At 75.2% G+C, this 18,247-nt stretch carries 15 protein-coding genes and 1 pseudogene; 4 read left to right on the forward strand and 12 right to left on the reverse strand.

The window, feature by feature from the left end:
• Nucleotides 1-127: 127 nt before the first annotated feature.
• Nucleotides 128-1,933 carry a gamma-glutamyltransferase family protein gene (locus tag ACI8AF_RS24885; protein ID WP_456542459.1) on the reverse strand — a complete coding sequence of 602 codons (1,806 nt, stop codon included), beginning with the start codon at nucleotides 1,931-1,933 and terminating at the stop codon, nucleotides 128-130.
• Nucleotides 1,934-2,856: 923 nt separating this feature from the next.
• Nucleotides 2,857-3,729 carry an ATP-grasp domain-containing protein gene (locus tag ACI8AF_RS24890; protein WP_456542460.1) on the reverse strand — a complete coding sequence of 291 codons (873 nt, stop codon included), beginning with the start codon at nucleotides 3,727-3,729 and terminating at the stop codon, nucleotides 2,857-2,859.
• Between the two features lie 51 nt (nucleotides 3,730-3,780).
• Between ACI8AF_RS24890 and ACI8AF_RS24895 the strand changes: the two genes are divergently transcribed.
• Nucleotides 3,781-4,719: a nucleoside hydrolase gene (locus tag ACI8AF_RS24895; RefSeq protein ID WP_456542461.1), complete on the forward strand. Its 939-nt coding sequence runs from the start codon at nucleotides 3,781-3,783 to the stop codon at nucleotides 4,717-4,719.
• A 10-nt stretch (nucleotides 4,720-4,729) separates the two neighbouring features.
• Here ACI8AF_RS24895 and ACI8AF_RS24900 read toward each other — a convergent pair whose 3' ends face one another.
• From ACI8AF_RS24900 to ACI8AF_RS24915, 4 genes are all read right to left on the reverse strand, one after another.
• Nucleotides 4,730-5,755: a fatty acid desaturase family protein gene (locus ACI8AF_RS24900; RefSeq protein WP_456542462.1), complete on the reverse strand. Its 1,026-nt coding sequence runs from the start codon at nucleotides 5,753-5,755 to the stop codon at nucleotides 4,730-4,732.
• Between the two features lie 160 nt (nucleotides 5,756-5,915).
• On the reverse strand, nucleotides 5,916-6,638 hold the full coding sequence (locus ACI8AF_RS24905; RefSeq protein ID WP_456542463.1) for a GAF and ANTAR domain-containing protein: 723 nt from the start codon (nucleotides 6,636-6,638) through the stop codon (nucleotides 5,916-5,918).
• 44 nt (nucleotides 6,639-6,682) lie between these two features.
• Nucleotides 6,683-7,393 (reverse strand): GAF domain-containing protein, encoded by a 711-nt coding sequence (locus ACI8AF_RS24910; RefSeq protein WP_456542464.1) that lies wholly within the window; start codon nucleotides 7,391-7,393, stop codon nucleotides 6,683-6,685.
• Nucleotides 7,394-7,397: 4 nt separating this feature from the next.
• Nucleotides 7,398-8,093, reverse strand: coding sequence for an ANTAR domain-containing protein (locus ACI8AF_RS24915; RefSeq protein WP_456542465.1), 696 nt, complete (start codon nucleotides 8,091-8,093; stop codon nucleotides 7,398-7,400).
• Nucleotides 8,094-8,295: 202 nt separating this feature from the next.
• On the opposite strand from ACI8AF_RS24915, the gene ACI8AF_RS24920 reads away from it, so the two are divergent.
• Nucleotides 8,296-8,757: an ATP-binding protein gene (locus ACI8AF_RS24920; RefSeq protein ID WP_456542466.1), complete on the forward strand. Its 462-nt coding sequence runs from the start codon at nucleotides 8,296-8,298 to the stop codon at nucleotides 8,755-8,757.
• 3 nt (nucleotides 8,758-8,760) lie between these two features.
• Here ACI8AF_RS24920 and ACI8AF_RS24925 read toward each other — a convergent pair whose 3' ends face one another.
• A complete protein-coding gene (locus ACI8AF_RS24925; protein ID WP_456542467.1) occupies nucleotides 8,761-9,399 on the reverse strand; it encodes a PilZ domain-containing protein in 639 nt (212 codons plus the stop codon).
• 342 nt (nucleotides 9,400-9,741) lie between these two features.
• Here ACI8AF_RS24925 and ACI8AF_RS24930 point away from each other — a divergent pair, with 342 nt between their 5' ends.
• A complete protein-coding gene (locus ACI8AF_RS24930; protein WP_456542468.1) occupies nucleotides 9,742-10,188 on the forward strand; it encodes a YdeI/OmpD-associated family protein in 447 nt (148 codons plus the stop codon).
• A gap of 3 nt (nucleotides 10,189-10,191) precedes the next feature.
• Here the strand turns inward: ACI8AF_RS24930 and ACI8AF_RS24935 are convergent, their stop codons facing one another.
• A complete protein-coding gene (locus ACI8AF_RS24935; protein WP_456542469.1) occupies nucleotides 10,192-10,428 on the reverse strand; it encodes a hypothetical protein in 237 nt (78 codons plus the stop codon).
• Between the two features lie 74 nt (nucleotides 10,429-10,502).
• Between ACI8AF_RS24935 and ACI8AF_RS24940 the strand changes: the two genes are divergently transcribed.
• On the forward strand, nucleotides 10,503-11,738 hold the full coding sequence (locus tag ACI8AF_RS24940; protein ID WP_456542470.1) for a diguanylate cyclase: 1,236 nt from the start codon (nucleotides 10,503-10,505) through the stop codon (nucleotides 11,736-11,738).
• On the opposite strand, the gene ACI8AF_RS24945 is transcribed toward ACI8AF_RS24940, so the two are convergent.
• The 4 genes and pseudogenes from ACI8AF_RS24945 to ACI8AF_RS24960 all read right to left on the reverse strand — a co-directional run.
• Nucleotides 11,716-12,519, reverse strand: a complete 804-nt coding sequence (locus ACI8AF_RS24945; RefSeq protein ID WP_456542471.1) for an NYN domain-containing protein — start codon at nucleotides 12,517-12,519, stop codon at nucleotides 11,716-11,718. The two genes, ACI8AF_RS24940 and ACI8AF_RS24945, sit on opposite strands and share 23 nt — an antisense overlap.
• Nucleotides 12,516-14,612, reverse strand: a complete 2,097-nt coding sequence (locus ACI8AF_RS24950) for a putative bifunctional diguanylate cyclase/phosphodiesterase (protein WP_456542472.1) — start codon at nucleotides 14,610-14,612, stop codon at nucleotides 12,516-12,518. The genes ACI8AF_RS24945 and ACI8AF_RS24950 overlap by 4 nt, the downstream gene beginning before the upstream one ends.
• A 131-nt stretch (nucleotides 14,613-14,743) precedes the next feature.
• A complete protein-coding gene (locus ACI8AF_RS24955) occupies nucleotides 14,744-16,363 on the reverse strand; it encodes an acyl-CoA dehydrogenase family protein (RefSeq protein ID WP_456542473.1) in 1,620 nt (539 codons plus the stop codon).
• A gap of 482 nt (nucleotides 16,364-16,845) precedes the next feature.
• A pseudogene (locus ACI8AF_RS24960) lies at nucleotides 16,846-18,247 on the reverse strand (hypothetical protein); the annotation flags it as partial.

Genomic DNA, 18,247 nt, shown 5'->3' on the forward strand with positions numbered 1-18,247 from the left:
CGACGGCCTGCTTCTGGACCGCCGGGGCGAGGAACGGGCACTCGCCGCTGTCAGACGTCCCTTTGTCTCACGGAGGACCCGTCGCGCACAACGCATGTGTCGGAACCGACAGGAATCGATCGAGCACTCAGCGTCCGGCGGCGTAGCCCTGCATCCCCCTCGGGTTGGCCGCCGCCCGGAGGATCCCGGTCGCCGGGTCGCGGCTGACGGCGGACATCCGGCCCAGCGACCAGGCGCCCGAGACGACGACGTCGTGGCCGCGGCGGCGCAGCTCCGCGACGACGCCGTCGCCGATGCGCGACTCGACGACGACCTCCCCGGGCGTGGTGTCCCGCGGGTAGAAGGACGACGGGAAGCTGGTCGTGTGCCAGGCCGGCGCGTCGATGGCGGCCTGCAGGTCGAGGCCGCGCAGGGTGTGCGCCAGCCAGAAGCACAGCTGCCACTGCTCCTGCTGGTCCCCGCCGGGGGTGCCGAAGGCGAGGGTGGGGACGCCGTCGCGCAGGGCCAGGGACGGCGTGAGGGTGGTGCGCGGGCGCTTGCCCGGCGCCAGCGAGTTCGGCAGGCCGGGCTCGAGCCAGAACATCTGCGCCCGGGTGCCGAGCGCGAAGCCGAGTTCGGGGATCACCGGCGAGCTCTGCAGCCAACCCCCGGACGGGGTGGCGGAGACGAGGTTGCCCCAGCGGTCGACCACGTCGACGTGGCAGGTGTCGCCGCGGGTCGTGCCCAGCGGGTCGACGGTCGGCTCGCCGACGCCGGCGGCGTGCGGGCGGGGCCCGGTCGGGCCGGCGGTCACGAAGGCCGGCAGCCGGGGCGGGCGCCCACCGGGGGAACCGGGCCGCAGGTCGCGGCTCGCGGTCCGCCCGATGAGCGCCCGCCTCTCGGCGCTGTAGGCGGGCGAGAGCAGCTCGCCCACCGGCACGTCGTCCACGTCCCCGTACCAGGCTTCGCGGTCGGCCATCGCCAGCTTCGTCGCCTCGACGCTCGCATGCACCACCTCGGCGGTGTCCGCGTCTTCGGAGACGGAGGCGTTGCGTCCCGCGGAGCCGGCCGGCAGGGCACCGTCCAGCATCGCCAGCACCTGGAGCAGCGCCGGTCCCTGGGACCACGGCCCGGCCTTCGCGAGCGTCCACCCCCGCCAGTCCAGCGTGACCGGCGACTCGTACGTCGGCGTCCACGTGGCCAGGTCCTGCGCGGTCAGAAACCCGCTGTGCCGACGACCGGAGTCGTCCGGCACCGGGTACCGGCAGAACCTGTCGATCGCCTCGGCGACGAAGCCCGTGTACCAGGCGGCCAGTGCCGCGTCGATCTGCGCCTCTCGGGTGGGACCGCGCGCTGCGTCGAGCAGTCGGCGGTAGGTCGAGGCCAGGACCGGGTTGCGGAAGAGGCTGCCGGCGGCGGGAACTGCACCGTCGGAGGTGAGCCAGGTGGCGGCCGAAGTAGGCCAGGAGGTGCGGAAGTGCTCGGAGACCGAGGCGACGGTCGCGACCACCCGCGGGTGCAGGGGGTGGCCGGTCTCGGCGTACTCGATGGCGTAGCGGAGGACGGCGTCCAGCGGCAGGGTGCCGTGGTCGCGCAGCAGGGTCAGCCAGGCGCCGACGGCGCCCGGGACCGTCGCGGCGAGGAGGCCGGTTCCGGGGACCAGCTGGAGGTCCAGTTCCCGGAAGGCGTCGATCGTCGCAGCGGCGGGGGCGACCCCCTGACCGGACAGGAGCTCGGGCTGCCCCGTATCCCCCCTGGCGAAGAGGACGGGGACCTCGCCCCCGGGCCCGTTGAGGTGGGGCTCCACGACCTGGAGGGCCAGCCCGGTGGCGACGGCCGCGTCGAACGCGTTGCCGCCCTGCTCGAGGGTGGCCATGCCGGCGGCGGTGGCCAGCCAGTGGGTGGAGGCGACCATGCCGAAGGTGCCGGCGAGCTCCGGTCGGGTGGTGAACACCCGGCCACACTAGGTGCGGCGGCGGGACGGTGCGCCGCGGCGGGGGAAGACGCCGCGGGCGGGATCGTGGGGGTGCTGGGCAGCGCGCGCAGGACGACGGGGCCGTCCGGGCGGGACCGCTCAGGGGCGAGCGAGATGACCCGCGCCGAGGCGCCCCAGCTGCGGTAGGCGCCGTCCGGGCCGGCGCCCCAGAGGGCGGCGCGGCGCAGCAGGCCGCGCAGGCCGCGGCGCGGGCGGGGGGCGGGCGCAGGAGCGGGGCGCCCGGGGTTCCAGGCGAGGTGCTCACCGTTCGGGCCGGCGCCCCAGAGCGCGGCGCGGCGGGCCAGCCCGCGCAGCCCGCCGGGCGCCGGCGGGGCGACGGCGACCGGCGCGGGGGTGGGGGCGGCGGCGGGCGCCGGCTCGGTCCGGCGCGCGGGAGCCGCGGAGGAGCGCAGCGGCGGCACGGGGCGCAGCGCCACGCCGCGGGACGAGCGGTAGGCCGTCGACCGGCGCGGGCGGTGCGCCGGGCGGGGCAGCATCGCGTCGGCCCGGTCGAGCACGTGCAGCAGGCCGGCGAGCGAGGTGTCGGCGTCGGCGGGGGAGGACGGCAGGAGCCGCGCGGCGGCCGGAGAACGCGTCTCGCTGCTCATGCCGTCCTCCCTTCCGTTCCGGTGACCGCGGCTGGGGAAGGTGCCGCGGACAAGGAGAAAAGTAGGCGGCGGGGCACGCCATTTCGGCTCTTTCACGACACCCCTGGAGTGCGCGTGACCGAACCGTTGCGGCTGCCCGCGGAACCCGGCGGTGACCTGCTCTTTCCGCCGGCCGTTTGTCGACATGAGGCGCATTTCCCCGCTCGCGGACGCCATTTCCGGCACCGGTCACCTCGCGCGGCCGCTGACCCGCGCGGCGTGTCGGGGGATGTGGAGCTCGCGGCCGGTTGCGGCCTAGAGGCGCGCGGCGATCGCGGCGGCCAGCCGCTGGGCCGAGCCGGGCGCGACGGGGAGGTTGAGGCTCGGCTCGGTCAGCTCCACCTCGATCACGAGGGGCGCGCCGTCGGCATCCGGCACGAGGTCGACCCGCGCGTACAGCGGCTCGCTGCCCGTGCGCTCGCGGACGGCGGCCAGCACCGCGTCTCCGACGGCGCGCTGCGCCGCGGTCGCGGTGCGGGCGGTGATGGTCTCGGTTGCGAACAAGCCGGGGCCGAGCGGCTCCCCCGCCAGGAGCGCCGCCTTGCCGAAGGCGTGGCTGTACGCGCCGGCGAGGTAGACCAGGCCGGTCTCGCCCTCGTCGTCCAGCCGGTGCAGGTAGGGCTGCACCATGACCGGCCGGCCGGTGCGGAGGACCCGCTCGGCGAAGGCGCCGGCTGCGGTCCGGTCGCCCGTCCGGAAGCGGGCCGTGTCGCGAGCGCCGGCCGACACCACCGGCTTGACCACGAGGTCACCGTCCCACCGCGCGAGCGCGCCGGGCACCTGCGCGGCCGTGGCGGCCCAGGTCGTCGGGACGACGGCGATCCCGGCCCCGGCCAGCTCGGCGAGGTAGCGCTTGTCGGTGTTCCACTCGAGCACCGCTGCCGGGTTGTGCAGCGCCGTGACCGCCTCGACCGACCGCGCCCACGCGAGGAAGTCGGCGCGGCGCGGCGCGTAGTCCCAGGTGGAGCGCACGAGGACCAGGTCGGCGCCGGCCCAGTCGGCGGCGGGATCGGCCCAGTCGGCGACGCCCGCGGTCAGGCGGGCGTCGGCGAGCGCGGCCAGCAGCAGCGGCTCGTCGTCGTCCAGACCCCGGGCCTCGGCACAGCTGGCGAGGAGCACGGAAGGCACCCGGGCAGTCTGCCGGGCGGCACCGACCGGGCCGTCTGGTGGGATGCACCGGTGCCCACCCCCCTGGTGATCGACACCGACCCCGGCATCGACGACGCCCTGGCGATCCTGCTCGCCGTGGCCAGCCCGGAGGTGGACCTGAAGCTGGTCACCACGGTGCACGGCAACGTGGAGCTGGAGCGGACGACGGACAACGCGCTGCGGGTGCTGCACCTGGCCGGCCGCAGCGACGTGCCGGTCGCCGCGGGGGCCGCGGCGTCGCTGGTGCACCCGCAGGCCGAGCGGGCCGGGCACGTGCACGGCACGGCGGGCCTCGGCGGGGTGGTGCTGCCGCCGTCCCCGGCCGCCGTCGACCCGCGCCCGGCCGTGATCGCCCTCGCCGATCTCCTGCTGTCCTCCCCCGAGCCGGTCACCGTGGCGGCCATCGGGCCGCTGACCAACCTCGCCCTGCTGCTCGGCGTCTTCCCCGAGGCCGCCCGGCGGATCGGCCGGCTGGTCGTCATGGGCGGCTCGGCGTCCTACGGCGGCAACGTCACCGCGGCCGCCGAGTTCAACGTGTGGGCCGACCCCGAGGCGGCGCAGGCGGTGTTCGGCGCCGGCCTGCCCACCACGATGGTGGGTCTCGACGTCACCATCCCCACGGTGCTGACCGAGGAGGGGATCGCCCGGTTCGCGGCCGCGGGCCCGGTGGGGGAGCAGGCGGCGGCGATCCTCCAGCAGTACCTGGACCACGCGCGCAGCTCCTACGGGACCAGCGGCGTGGTGGTGCACGACGCGCTCGCGCTCACCGAGGCCATCGCCCCGGGGACGCTGGGCACCGTGCGCCGCTCCGTCGTCGTCGACACCACGCTGGGCGCCGGGCGCGGTCAGACGCTGGTCGACCGGCGCAACGTCTCGGCCGATCCCGGCGCCGTCGCGGTGGCCGAGACGGTCGACAGCGCGACCGCGGTCGAGTTCATGGTCGAGCGGCTGAGCAGCCTCGACCGGTGACGTCCCGGCTTCAGGCCCGGGCCGGCTCGCCCACGTCGTGCAGGTGGCGGAGCACCTGGGCGTAGGAGTCGAGCAGGCCGGTCTCGACGTACCGGACGCCCCGCTCGGCGCAGAACCGCTCGACCAGCGGCTTCGCGCGCCGCAGGTTCGGTCGCGGCATGCTCGGGAAGAGGTGGTGCTCGATCTGGTAGTTCAGCCCACCGAGCAGCCAGTCGGTGAAACGGCTGCCCCGGACGTTGCGCGAGGTCAGCACCTGGCGGCGGAGGTAGTCCTTCTCCTCCTCGGCGGTCAGCGGCGGCATGCCCTTGTGGTTGGGCGCGAACGAGCAGCCCATGTAGAAGCCGAACACCGCCTGGTGGACGGCGAGGAAGAGCAGCGCCTGACCCCAGGTCAGGACGAGGAACGGCGCGGCGACGAAGGCGGCCACGTGCACGGCGAGCAGCGCGCCCTCCCGCCACCGCGCCCTGACCGTGCCGTCGCGCAGCGCCTCGATGCTGCCGACGTGCAGGTTCAGCCCCTCGAGCAGGAGGATCGGGAAGAAGACGACGGCCTGGTGGCGGGTGAGCCACCCGAAGAGCCCGGTGCGGCCCTCCGCCTGGCCGTGCAGGAAGACGAGCGGGCCGGCGGGCGCGACGTCGGGGTCGAGCTCCCCGTGGTTGGGGTGGGCGTGGTGCCGGTTGTGCTTGTCGATCCACCAGCCGAAGCTCAGCCCGGTCAGCAGGTTGCCCAGGAGCAGGCCGGTCACGTAGCTGCTGCCCCGGGTGCGCGTCACCTGCTTGTGACCGGCGTCGTGGCCCAGCATGGCGACCTGGGTGGACAGCACACCGAGGACGGCCGCGGTGAGCAGCTGCCACCAGCTGGGGCCGATGAGCGCGAACGCGGCCCAGGCGGCGGCGAACAGGCCCAGGGTCAGGGTGAACTTCGCGACGTAGTAGCCGGTGCGCCGCTCCAGCAGGCCGGCCGCCTTGATCCGGGCGGACAGGTCGGCGTAGTCGCTGCGCGCGCGGGTGCGCGCCGGTGCTTCGGCGGTGGTCAAACGGGTCTCCTCGGCGCGGGAAACGCACGCGCCGGGGCCGGGGCGCTCGGGCCGGTGGCCCGATGGTCGTCCTATGGTGCTCGGCCGGACGCCTGTCGTGCCCTCCACCATAGGCGCGATCGCCCGTCCCCGCAGATCGGCGGACGGACCGGTCCGTACGCTAGGAGCCGAGGAGCACCCGTGCGTCGAGCCGGCCCGCCACGACCGCCTCGGCGACGGCGGTGAGCGCGAGTCCGTGCCGCCGGGCATGGGCGCGCATGCGGACGAACGCCTCGGCCACGCTCAGCCCGGCCCGGGCCGCCAGCACCCCTTTCGCCTGCTCGATGAGCACCCGGCTGTTCAGTGCCGTCTGCAGCTGCTCGGAGAGCACCGTCTGGTCGTGCAGGTTCCGTTCGTGCAGCAGACCGATCGTGGCGATGTCCGCCATCGCCTGCCCGACCGCCACATCGTCGTCGGACAGGCGGCGAGGCGCGTCGGTGAACAGGTTCAGCGCACCGATCACCTGTCCGCGCAGCCGCATCGGCAGCGCGTGTGCTCCCCCGAACCCGGCCGCCACGGCCGCGGGGCGGAACCGCGGCCAGCGGTCGGAGACGGCCGCGAGGTCGATGTTGGCCTGCGCGACCCCGCTGCTGAAGCAGTCCAGGCAGGGGCCCTCGCGCACGTCCAGCTGGAACAGCTCCAGGAGCCGGGCCCGCTCCTCGGTCGCGGCCACGAGTGGCAGGTCCCCACGCTGGTCGACCAGCACCAGCCCGGCGGCGTCGGCGTCCAGCAGCTCGACGCAGCGGTCCACCAGCACCTGCAGGAAGTCGACCGGGTCGAACTCCTCCACCAGCGTGTCGGCGAGCTCGACGAAGACGCGCGCCAGACGCTCGTACCCGGCCATGCTCGGCTCCCCTCGTCCCGGACCTCGACGTCCCGCTGCTTCCGTCACCGCCCCCGCTCGCCGGGGCGCTCGACCTCCGAGAAGGTCAGCACACCGGCCAGGACGTCCCGCGCGACCGCGCCGACCGGCCGCTCGGCGGCGTAGGCGCGCGCCCGCAGGAGCGCGAGGGCCTGCTCCAGCGGTACACCTGCCTGCACCGACACCATGCCGGTCGCCTGGTGGACCTCCGCGCGGTCCTCGACCACCGCCACCCGACCGGATGCGCCGTCGTCCCCCGGGTGCAGCAGGACGGCGGTCGCCACGTCGGCGAACGACAGCGCCTCGGCGAGCTCCGCATCGGTGAGCCCCCCGACGTGTGCCCGGTAGAGGTCCAGGCCGCCGAGCCGGATCGTGCCCACGACCAGCGGCAGCGCGAAGACCGCCCGGATGCCGGCGTCGAGAGCCGCGGCGGAGAAGGCCGGCCACCGCGTCGGTCCGTTCCGGCCGAGGTCCGGCTGCAGGACCAGGCGACCGGTTCGCACCGCGTCGACGCACGGGCCCTCGCCCACGGTGAACTGCAGCTCCTCCGCGAGCGACGCCCGCGGCCCGGCCACCGCGACCGTGGCGGGCGGGCCGTCCCGGCTCCGCAGCACGAGACCGACCCCGGTGCCGGGCAGTGCACGGGCACAGGCGTCGGTCAGCCGAGGGAGCAGGCCGCCGTCGTCCTCGCCGGCCGCGAGGAGCGCGGCCAGGATCTCGCTCCCGCGCGAGGACACGGGGTCACCCGCGCTTTCCGTCCTGGGTGGAGGCGACGACGCCCTGGGCGATGTCGCGCAGCTTGCGGTTGTAGCGCTGCGAGGCCTCGCGCAGCACCTCGAACGCCTGCTCGGCGTCGATGTGCCGCTGGGCCATGAGGACGCCCTTGGCCTGCTCGATCACCGCCCGCGAGTCCATGGCCAGACGCATGTGCCGGGCCTGCTCGCCGAGCTGGGCTTGCGCATCGGCGTTCACGACGGCGACCGCGATCGCCTCGGCGACCTCGAGGCCGGCCTCGAGCGACGCCGCGGAGGCGAAGGCCCGCGGCGTCGACGAGTAGTTGTTGAGCGCGCCGATGCTGGTGCCCTGGTACGGCAGGGGGACCGACAGCGAACTGCCCACGCCCAGCTCGCGGACCCGCGACACGTAGTCCGGCCAGCGCTGCTCGCTGGTCATGTCGTCGATCCGCAGCACGACGTTGCCGCGGCCGGCGTCGAGGCACGGCCCGTAACCGCGTTCGTACTGCAGCTCGTCGGCGTCGAGCGCCATCTGCCCGCTGTGCGCGGCGGTGAAGCCCTTGTCGTCCCGGATCAGGGTGATCGACGTCGACTCCGCCCCAGGGATGCTCCGCCGGGCGAGGTCGGTGATCTCGCCGAGGATCTCCTCGAGGCGGCGATCGGCCAGGACCACCCGGCTGAGCTCCCGCAGCAGCTGCTCCACGCCGGACAGTCTGCCAACAGCCACCCGGGATTCCGGGCCCCCTCTGCACGACGGCCTGCTTTCGGTCAGGATGGAGGCCGCCCGGGGACGCCGTCCCCACCGTGCTGAGCCGACGCGAGGGGTAGGGATGGTCCAGGAGCCGAGCCGGGACCCCGGTCCCCCTCCGGCCCTCGACACCTGGCCCTGTGCCCCGGTGCCCTCGGTGCCCGGCGACGTCTGGCACTGGCAGCTGGCCTCGATGCCCGTGGTGTCGCGGGTGCGCTCCGACCTGCGGGCGCGGATCGCCCACCCCTCGGTCAGCTCCCACTCCACCGACGACGCGCGCGACGGGCTGCTGCTGGTGTTCGAGGAGCTGGCGTCCAACGCCCTGCGGCACGGCGGTGGTGACGTGCGCGCGCTGGTGGTGGCCGGTCCCGACGGCTGGCTGCTCGACCTCAGCGACGAGGCGCCGCACAAGCCCCCGGTGCCGGCGGTCGACCGCGACCCCGCCCTGGGCGGCATGGGACTGCACCTGGTGGCCCAGCTGTCGGTCGACTTCGGCTGGGAGGGCCGGCCGGGGCGCAAGCACGTGTGGGCGCGGCTGCCCTCGGGGCGCACGGACCTGGAGAGCGCCCGGGACCAGCTGCCCGAGCCGCGGTCCCCCGAGATCCGCTGGGGCGACTGACCCCTAGTCCGGGCGCTTGGCGCGCTCCTCGCGGAGCGCCTGGAACACGCGGCGGCGCACGCGGTCGCCCTCCCGCTCGGGCAGGCCGACGAAGCGCAGCGAGAGCAGCCAGCGGGTGCCCCGGGCCTGCAGGCGCACCACCTCCGCCCTGGTGCGCAGCGGCGCGTCCTCCATCTCGAGGACCAGGTCGACCTGGTCGCCGTTCTCGGGCGGGGCGCCGAAGCCCTCGGCGGTCACGCGCAGGCCGGCCTCGCTGAGGTCGACGGACTCGCCCACGATCTCGACGCTGCTGAAGCCGACCCCGGCCGGCAGCGTGAGCCGCGCCCGCACCGCCTTGCGGCGCTGGCTGACCCCGGCGGGCCCGGTGGTGCGCAGCCGCCAGCGCACCGCGGCGCCCTGCTCGACGTCGACGACCTCGGCGGGCAGCGCGCGGGTCTCCTCGTCGGCGATCCAGAAGACCTCGACCGCGTCACCGGGCACGACGACGGCCTCGTCGACGAACTCGCTGACCGACGGCCGGACGGTCAGGACACCTCCGCTGACCATCTCGACGCGCGTGCTGACCGAGACGCCCCGGCTGGTGAGCGTCACCTCGGCCTTGGTCTGCTCCTCCGGGTGGTCGACACCCGGCTCGCTGATCATCTGTGGTCACTCCGATCTGGGTCCGCGGTGTCCGAGGACCAGCCGGCGGACCCCGCGGTGACGAACCGTAGCCGTCACGCGGATCGTCAGGTTCCGTCGCCCGCCCGACTCGCCGACAGTGCCGCTCACCCCGACGGGGGAGCTGGTCACCCACGGTGAAGGTCCGGTCGCCAGCGGCCGATGGGAGGGCGTGCTCGCACGCCCAGGGCTTTTCGTCCGCACGGCCCCTCCTGGCCGGACAGCAGCGCCCGGCGGGCTCGGCGCCGACCTCGTGCCCGTGCCGCGCCGCCCGGCCGAGGCCTCTCTTCCGGCCTGACCAGCGCGCAGGCAGACTGCGGCACCATGAGGTTCCGGACGACGGTGGAGCAGACCGGGAAGAACACGACCGGCCTGCCGGTCCCCGCCGAGGTGGTCGAGGCCCTGGGCGCCGGCCGCAAGCCGCCCGTGCGCGTGACCGTGGGCGGGCACACCTACCGGAGCACCATCGCCTCGCGCAGCGGCAGCTTCATCCTGTCGCTGAGCACGGCGAACCGGACCGCGGCCGGGGTGGCGGGCGGCGACGAGGTCGACGTCGACATCGAGCTGGACGACGCCCCGCGCGAGGTCGTCGTGCCCGACGACCTGGCCGCCGCCCTGGCCGGTGACGACGCCGCCCGCGCGACCTTCGAGAAGCTCGCCTACAGCCACCGGCAGCGCCACGTGCTGGCCATCGAGGACGCGAAGACCCCGGAGACCCGGGCGCGGCGGGTGGAGAAGGCCCTGGCGATGCTGCGCGAGGGCGGCCGCTAGAACTCAGGCCGAGTCGGCCACCGCGGCGCCCTCGTGCTCGTGCCGGGCGCAGTGGGCGCAGCAGTAGAAGTGGCCCTCGACCACGACGCCGTGGCCGATCACCTTGCAGCCGCAGTGCTCGCACACCGGGGCCATCTTGTGGATCGCGCACTCGAAGCTGTCGAAGGTGTGCCGGGCGCCGGCGGCGACCACCTCGAAGCTCATGTCGTAGTCGTTGCCGCAGACCTCGCAGACCGCCATCGCCCCTCCCCGGACCGGTGTCGGACGCGCTCCTTCCCCGGACGGCGCCGGCGGACACGCACGACGCACCGACCGTGTGCGCTTCCTCCGTCGTCCACCGCGGCTCCGCGACCGTGCCCGTGACGGGCGGGCGGCGGGCCGAGGAGGAGCTCTCGGAGCGGGCGCCGCTGCACGAGCTCGTGACGGCGGCCCCGCACCTGCGCGCGGAGCTCCAGCAGCGCGGCCGGGCCTCGGCGCTGCTGGTCGTCGCGTTCGCCGCGCTGGTGCTGCCGAGCTGGACCGGGTTCGGCCTCCTGCTGGAGCCGGCGCAGGTGGGCCGCTTCGGGCTGGTGCGGGCCCTCTGCGCCGTCCCGATGCTCGCCGTCCTGTGGCTGCTCTGGCGCCGGCCGGTAGGTCTGCGCCGGCCGCAGCTGCTCACGATCGCCGTCCTGACGCTGGTCCAGCTGGACATCGCCTGGATGGCGACCCGGGTGACCCACGTCGAGGCCTACCTCATGGGGCTGTCGCTGGCCCTCTACGGCAGCGGCTGCGTCCTCGCCGGGCGCCCGCGGTGGACCGGCGGCCTGATCGCGGTGACCTGGCTGGCGCTGGCCGTCGCGGCCCTGCTGCCGGGCTCGGCGGTGGGCGTGGAGTCGCTGACGACCGGCGTCCACTACCTCGCCACCGCCTCGATCATCGCGATCGTCGCGCACGTGCTGCGCCAGCGGGTGACCGTCAGCGAGCTCGGTGCGCGCGTGCGCTTGGAGCGCGAGCAGGACCGGACCAGCGCCCTGCTGTCGCGGCTGGACCGGCTCAGCCACGAGGACCCGCTCACCGGGCTGGCCAACCGCCGCCGCTGGGACGCCGAGCTCAGCACGGTCTGCGCGGAGGCCCGCGCGAAGGGCACCGACGTCGCCGTCGTCCTGCTCGACCTCGACCACTTCAAGCAGGTCAACGACCGCTACGGCCACGCCGGCGGCGACGAGGCGCTGCGCGCGGTCGCCGCCCTCGTCCGCGGAGCCGTCCGCAGCGGGGACCTGGTCGCCCGGCTGGGCGGCGACGAGTTCGGCATCCTGCTCCCCCGGGCCGACCTGGAGCGGACCGTCGACCTGGCCCGTGCCCTGCGCGAGCGGGGTCGGGAGCTGCAGCCGGCCGGCTTCGAGCCCGGCGCGATCAGCCTGTCGCTCGGCGTGGCCGTCGCCACCGGCGCCCGGGCCTACCCGCTCGAGCTCGTCTCCTGCGCCGACGCCCAGCTCTACCGCGCCAAGATCACCCGCGACGCGGTGGGCGCTCCCATCGCGTCGCCGTTCAGCCGCTGCGGCGGGCGGTGAAACCGCTGACGAACTCGCGCAGGCTGCGGGTGGGCCGCAGCCACGCGCCGTCCGGCGGCAGCGCGTCCAGCCGGACCCGGTCCAGCGGCGCGGCGAAGGCCCCCGGCACGTCCTCGATGTCGATGAACTCGAGCAGGTCGGAGCTGATCGCGTAGCCGGCCACCTCGCTGAAGGCGACGACGACGACCTGCGTCCCCTGCCGGACCAGCTCCTCCAGCGGCTCGGCGAAGTTGCGGCCGTCGCCCGAGAACACCACCAGCCGGCGCAGCCGGTGGCTGTGCGACCGGACGTCGATGTGGTCGAGCATGTCCTGGTCGATGTCGTCGTCCGGCTGCGTCTTGGGCCTGGCGAAGACGGCGAACCCGAAGCTGCGCAGCGCCTCCACCCACCGCTGCAGGCTGCCGACGACCGGCGGGATGTTGGCGAACACGCACGCCTCGACCTCGGGGGCGTCCGGCGCCCCCGGGTCCCCGGCCCCCTCGACGAACCAGGCGGCGATGGCGTCGAAGCGCGGCCGCGTCTCGGCGGTGGGCCGCGCGCCGATCACCGTCGACAGGGTCATGTCGATGTTCGGCGCGTCCCAGATGAGCAGGTCCAGCGGCGGTCGCGACCGGGCACCGGTCGGCGCGGCGGCGGGGTCGTCCAGGACCGGGGTCTCGAGCACCCCCGCAGTCTGCCCGTCGCCGCCGCCGAGGACGCCGGGGAGGTCGGCCGCCGGCCGGGGTGGCCCCGCCGGGGCGCTGGCCCGGCGCACCCGCCGGCGGGCCGGCCGGTCGGTCAACGCCGCTGGCCCTCCACGGCCAGTGCGCAGCGGTCGCCGCCGGCCGCGTTGACCGCGTGCACCCAGGCGGCGACCCGCTCGGCCGGCATCGGCTGCCCGAGCAGCCAGCCCTGGGCGAGGTCGCAGCCGGCGTCGCGGACCAGCCGCAGGTGCTCGGGGGTCTCCACGCCCTCGGCCACCGACCGGATGCCGAGCGTGCGGGTCAGCGCCACGATCGCGGCCAGCACGTCGCCGCTGCCGGACGCCGACACCTGCTGCGCGGCGCTGAGCAGCGAGCGGTCGATCTTCAGGGTGCCGATGGGCAGCGCCAGCAGCTGGGCGAGCGAGGACCAGCCGGTGCCGAAGTCGTCGATCGCGACGCGGACGCCGAACGACCGCAGGACCGACAGCTGCTCCTCGGCACGGGCCGGGTCCTCGGCCAGGCTGGTCTCGGTCAGCTCCACGGTGAGGTGCTCCGGTGGCAGGCCGGACTCCCGCAGCGCCGACCGCACGTCGCGCACCAAGGTCTCGGCGGCGAAGTGCCGCGCGCTGATGTTGACCGCGATCCGCAGCGGCAGCCCCTCGGCCGCCCACTGCGCCGCGTTGCGGCTGGTCTCGTGCAGCAGCCACCGGGTCATCGGGATCAGCTGGCCGGTCTCCTCGGCCACCGACAGGAAGGAGTCCGGCGGCAGCAGGCCGCGCTCGGGGTGCTGCCAGCGGACCAGGGCCTCGACGCCTTCGATGGCCCCGGTGTCCAGCCGGACGATCGGCTGGTAGTGGACGACGAGCTGGTCGAGCGCGCCGTCGCGCAGCCGGGTGGCGACCTCCAGGCGCCAGCGCGCGGCGTCGCGCAGGCCCGCCGAGAAGAGGTGGACGCGGTCGCGCCCGGAGGCCTTGGCCGCGTACATGGCCGAGTCGGCGTCGCTGAGCAGGCCGTGGGCGTCCCGGGACCCGGGCTCGGCCACCGCCACGCCGATGCTCGCCGACAGGGGCACGGCCAGCCCCTCGGCCGGGAACGGCGCGGTGAACGAGCCCTGCAGCCGGAACGCCAGCGCGGCCGCCTCGTTGCTGTCGACGTCCCGGGCCAGCACCAGGAACTGGTCGCCGGCCAGCCGGCCGACCGCGTCGCCGGGGCGCACCTGCTCGACCAGCCGGTAGGCCACCTGCCGCAGCAGCGCGTCGCCGACCTGGTGGCCCAGCGAGTCGTTGACTGTCTTGAACCCGTCGAGGTCGAGGTGCAGCAGCGCCGTCGAGCGGCGGCTGGGGTCGTGCAGCGCGTCGGCGATCAGCTCCAGCAACCGGGAGCGGTTGGGCAGGCCGGTCAGCTCGTCGTGCCGGGCCTGCCACGCCAGCGCCTGCTCGCCGACCACCCGCTCGGTGACGTCGACGTGGCTGACCACGACCTGGCGGGACCCGACCACCCGGGATGCCTGCAGGTGGAACCAGGCGACCGACGGGCCCAGGCGGGTGGAGTACTCGTGGTCGAAGGGCGGGGTGTCCGCCGATCCCTCCACGAGCTCCTTGAGCCCGGCCGCGATCGCCGCGTGGTCGGCCGGGTCCAGCCCGTTGGCCATGCAGGTCAGGTAGTCGTCGCCGACGACGCCGGGCTCGTAGCCGTTCTGCCGGAGGAGGTCGCCGTTGAGCGCCCACGCCCGGTTGGCGGTCTGGATGCGGCCGTCCTCGCCGACCAGCACGGTCGCCGCGGGCAGCGACTCCAGGATCGCCGTCAGCTGGCTCGTGCGCGCCCGGCGCACCAGGTCGGCGCGGCGCCGCTCGTCGATGTCGCGGACGAAGATGGTGACGCCGAAGGAGTCGGGGGTCGCCCGGATCTCGTACCAGCGCTGGGACGGCTCGTGCACGTACTCGAAGGCGCGCGGCTGGCCGTCCTTGACGACGCTGACGAGCTGGTCGGCCAGCAACGTCCCGGTGATCTCCGGACGGCAGTGCTTGAGCGTGTGGCCGAGCAGCTCGTCGCGGGAGGTGCGCAGCAGCCGCTCACCGGCCGGGTTGACGTAGGTGAACCGCCAGCGGGGGTCCAGCTGGAAGACGGCGTCGGCGATCCCGTGGAGCGGGTCGGGACGGACCGGCGTCCGGTCGACGTCATGAGGCTCCACGCTGCCCGCTTCCTGCTCCCCCGGTGTGCCGGACCCGGCCGCGGGACACCGCGGACCGACCGACCTGGACGCCGCCGACGGCATCGGTGGCGCCGGCGCTCCCCCCGAGAGTAGCCGGGGACAGCGGTGAGTCACACCGTTGTGACTCGCGCGCGATCGACGATCTTGCGGGCCGCCGTCCCCGCCGGGAGAGTGCCCAGCACAGCGCCCCAGTCGCCGCCCAGCCGTGTGGCGCAGAACGCGTCGGCGACGGCGGGAGGGGCGTAGCGCAGGAGCAGCGAGCCCTGCAGGCACAAGGCCAGCAGGCCCGCGACACGGCGGGCGCGCAGGGGCAGCTGCTCGGGATCACCGAGCTCGGTGGCCAGCCGCTTCACCGCCTCGTCGAAGCGGGCGTCGGCACCGCGGGCGAGGTCGATCTCGGCGGTCACCGCGGCCAGCGAGTCGGAGTGCCGGCCCAGCGCACGCAGCACGTCGAGGGCGATGACGTTGCCGGAGCCCTCCCAGATCGAGTTCAGCGGGGCCTGCCGGTAGAGCCGGGGCAACCCGGAGTCCTCGACGTAGCCGTTGCCGCCGAGCACCTCCAGCGCCTCGGCGACGGCGGCCGCCGTCCGCTTGCACACCCAGAACTTCGCGGCGGCGCCGGCCAGCCGGAGGAAGTCGGCCTCCCCCGCGTCGAGCGCGGCCGCCAGCCGGATCGCCAGGACAGTGGCCGCCTCGCTCTCGACGGCCAGGTCGGCGAGGACGTTCTGCATCAGCGGCTGGTCGACCAGCAGCGCGCCGAAGGCGCGGCGGTGGTCGGCGTGGTGGACGGCCTGGGTCAGCGCCGCACGGACGGTGGCGGCCGAGCCGAGCACGCAGTCGAGGCGGGTGACGTTGACCATCTCGATGATCGTGGGGACGCCGCGGCCCGGCTCGCCCACCAGCCAGCCCGTCGTCCCGTCGAACTCCACCTCGCTGGAGGCGTTGGCCCGGTCACCGAGCTTGTCCTTGAGCCGCTGCAGCCGGAACACGTTGCGGCTGCCGTCGGGCAGCACGCGCGGCACGAGGAAGCAGGAGACGCCCTCCTCGAGCTGGGCCAGCACCAGGAACAGGTCGCTCATCGGCGCCGAGGTGAACCACTTGTGGCCGGTGAGGGAGTAGGTGCCGTCGGCGTTCGGGACGGCGCGCGTGGTGTTGGCGCGGACGTCGGAGCCTCCCTGCTTCTCGGTCATGCCCATGCCGGCGACGAGGCCGGGCTTACCGGCGGGGTCGGTCAGGCCGAAGGCGTACGCCGGCGCGGTGAGGCCGGGCTCGTAGCGGGCCGCCAGCTCGGGGTTGCGCCGCAGGGCGGGGACGACGGCGTAGGTCATCGTCACCGGGCAGCCGTGGCCCATCTCGACCTGCGTCCAGCCGAGGTAGCCGACGGCGCGGCGGACGTGCGGGTGCGGGTCGGCGCTCGCCCACGGGGCGCCGGCCAGGCCGTGCGTGACGGCGGTGCGCATGAGCTCGTGCCAGGCCGGGTGGAACTCGACCTCGTCGATCCGGTGGCCGTAGCGGTCGTGCGTGCGCAGCCGCGGCGGGTTCTCGTTCGCCGCGCGGCCCCACTCCTGCGCCTGCTCGCTGCCGGCCAGGCGGCCGAGCTCGGCCAGGGACTCGAGGGCGTCCCGGCCCGCGTGCCGGACGCAGGCCTCGGCCAGGACGGCGTCCCCGGCGATCGGGTCGTGCCCGACCAGCGGCGGGGCCTGGTTGGTCACCTCGTGGGTGGTGCTCATGCGCCGACGCTACCGGCCGGTAGGGCGCCGTCGACACCATCGGCCACGGCGGCGACCCCGTGGCCGGCGTCGCGGTGGAACCGGCCGCTCGTGCCCGCCCGGCCCCGTGAAACCCGGGCGGACACGACGCGGCCTGCGTCCTGCCGGCACCCGCTCGTGGCCGTCCGGCCCCGTGAAACCCGGGCGGACACGACGCGGTTCGTCCTGCTGGCGCCCCGCCCGCGCCCGCCCGGCCCCGTGAAACCCGGGCGGACGCGATGCGGCCGCCCCGGCGGATGGCCTCCCGACCCGCCCCGTGACGGGTCGGGCGGCCACCGCCGGTTCCGGTCGGAGGGGCCGCGCCGGACCCGGCGGAGCCTGAGCACGGCGACGGGTCCCTCCTCCCGGACCGCCCGGGCGCAGCGGCGTCCGGACGGCGGATCGGGAAAGGCCGGCCCGCCCCGGCGTCACGCGGACGCCCGGGGGACCGGCCCGGAGGGACCTCAGTCAGGAGAGGTGGACGGCTCGGGATCCGAGCCGGTGCGGAGGACGGCGGCCGGGTCGGTGGAGACCGAGCCGACGTGCTCCGGATGCCGCGCCCCCGTCGGGATCACGGCGAAGAAGGCAGGCGCAGTCGAGCCGCCACCCGCGGAGGAGGAGGACGGCGGTGCCGAGGTCGGGACCTCGGCCGGCGTCCCGGAGGAGTGCGGGGAAGGAGCGCCCCGACCGGCGTCGGCCGGGGCGGTGCTGCCGTACGTCCCGACGGCGGGCACGGACGGCGAGAAGGCGAACAGGCCGGCGAGGGCCGCCACGGTGGACGGGACGGCGGGGGAGACCAGGCTCGTGGCCGACGCGCTGACGTTCTCGGCGACCGGGATGAGGGCCTCGGCCACCGGGGTCGTCGTGCCGAGGAGGGGTGTCAGCACCGGGGCGACAGCGCCGGTGACGACCGGGGTGAGGATCCCGCTCACCACCGGCGTCAGGACCTGCGCGAGGACCTCCACCGCCGTCGTGACGACGGGCGCGACGACCTCGACCGCCGGCGTCGCGACGGGGGTGACGACCTCGACCACCGGGGTGAGCACGCCGCTGTCGACCACCGGGACGACGACCTCGACCACCGGCGTCACGACAGGCGCGATGACTGCAACCACCGGGGTGAGCACGACGTCCACGACCGGCGTCACGACGCTGTCGACCACCGGGACGACGACCTCGACGACGGGCGCGAGCACGTCCTCGACGATCGGGGTCACGACCGGGGCGACCACGTCGTCGACCACCGGCGTGACGACCGGGGCGACGACCGGGGCGACCACGTCCACGACCGGGATGACCACGTCCACGACCGGGGTGACCACCGGAGCGACGACGTCCTCGACCACCGGCGTGACGACCGGGGTGACCACCGGAGCGACGACATCCTCGGCCACGGGGGTCACGACCTCGACAACGGGCGCCAGAACCTGATCGACCACCGGGGTCACGACCGGGATGGCGACGTCCTGGACCACCGGCGTGACGACGTCGTCGACCACCGGGGTCAAGACCTCGACTACCGGCGTCGCCACGTCCTCGACCACCGGGGTGACCGCGTCCTCGACCACCGGCGTCACCGCCGGCGTCGCCACGTCCTCGACCACCGGCGCGACGACCTGGTCGACCACCGGGGTGACGACCGGGGCCACCACGTCCACAGCCGGAGTGACGATGCCCTCCACGACTGGCGCGAGCACCTCGTCCACGACCGGCGTGACCACCGGCGTCGCCACGTCCTCGACCACCGGCGTGACGACGTCCTCCACCACCGGCGTGACGACGTCCTCCACCACCGGCGTGACCACCGGCGTGACGACCTCGTCGACCACCGGGGTGACGACCGGGGCCACCACGTCCACAGCCGGA

The sequence above is a fragment of the Blastococcus sp. SYSU D00669 genome (genome assembly GCF_054050715.1).

What these genes read in the sequence shown, in the direction of transcription:
- ACI8AF_RS24905 (WP_456542463.1), bottom strand. Translation starts at nt 6,638, where the DNA reads ATGGCCGGGTACGAGCGTCTGGCGCGCGTCTTCGTCGAGCTCGCCGAC.
- ACI8AF_RS24925 (WP_456542467.1), bottom strand. Translation starts at nt 9,399, where the DNA reads ATGATCAGCGAGCCGGGTGTCGACCACCCGGAGGAGCAGACCAAGGCC.
- ACI8AF_RS24930 (WP_456542468.1), top strand. Translation starts at nt 9,742, where the DNA reads ATGAGGTTCCGGACGACGGTGGAGCAGACCGGGAAGAACACGACCGGC.
- ACI8AF_RS24935 (WP_456542469.1), bottom strand. Translation starts at nt 10,428, where the DNA reads ATGGCGGTCTGCGAGGTCTGCGGCAACGACTACGACATGAGCTTCGAG.
- ACI8AF_RS24955 (WP_456542473.1), bottom strand. Translation starts at nt 16,363, where the DNA reads ATGAGCACCACCCACGAGGTGACCAACCAGGCCCCGCCGCTGGTCGGG.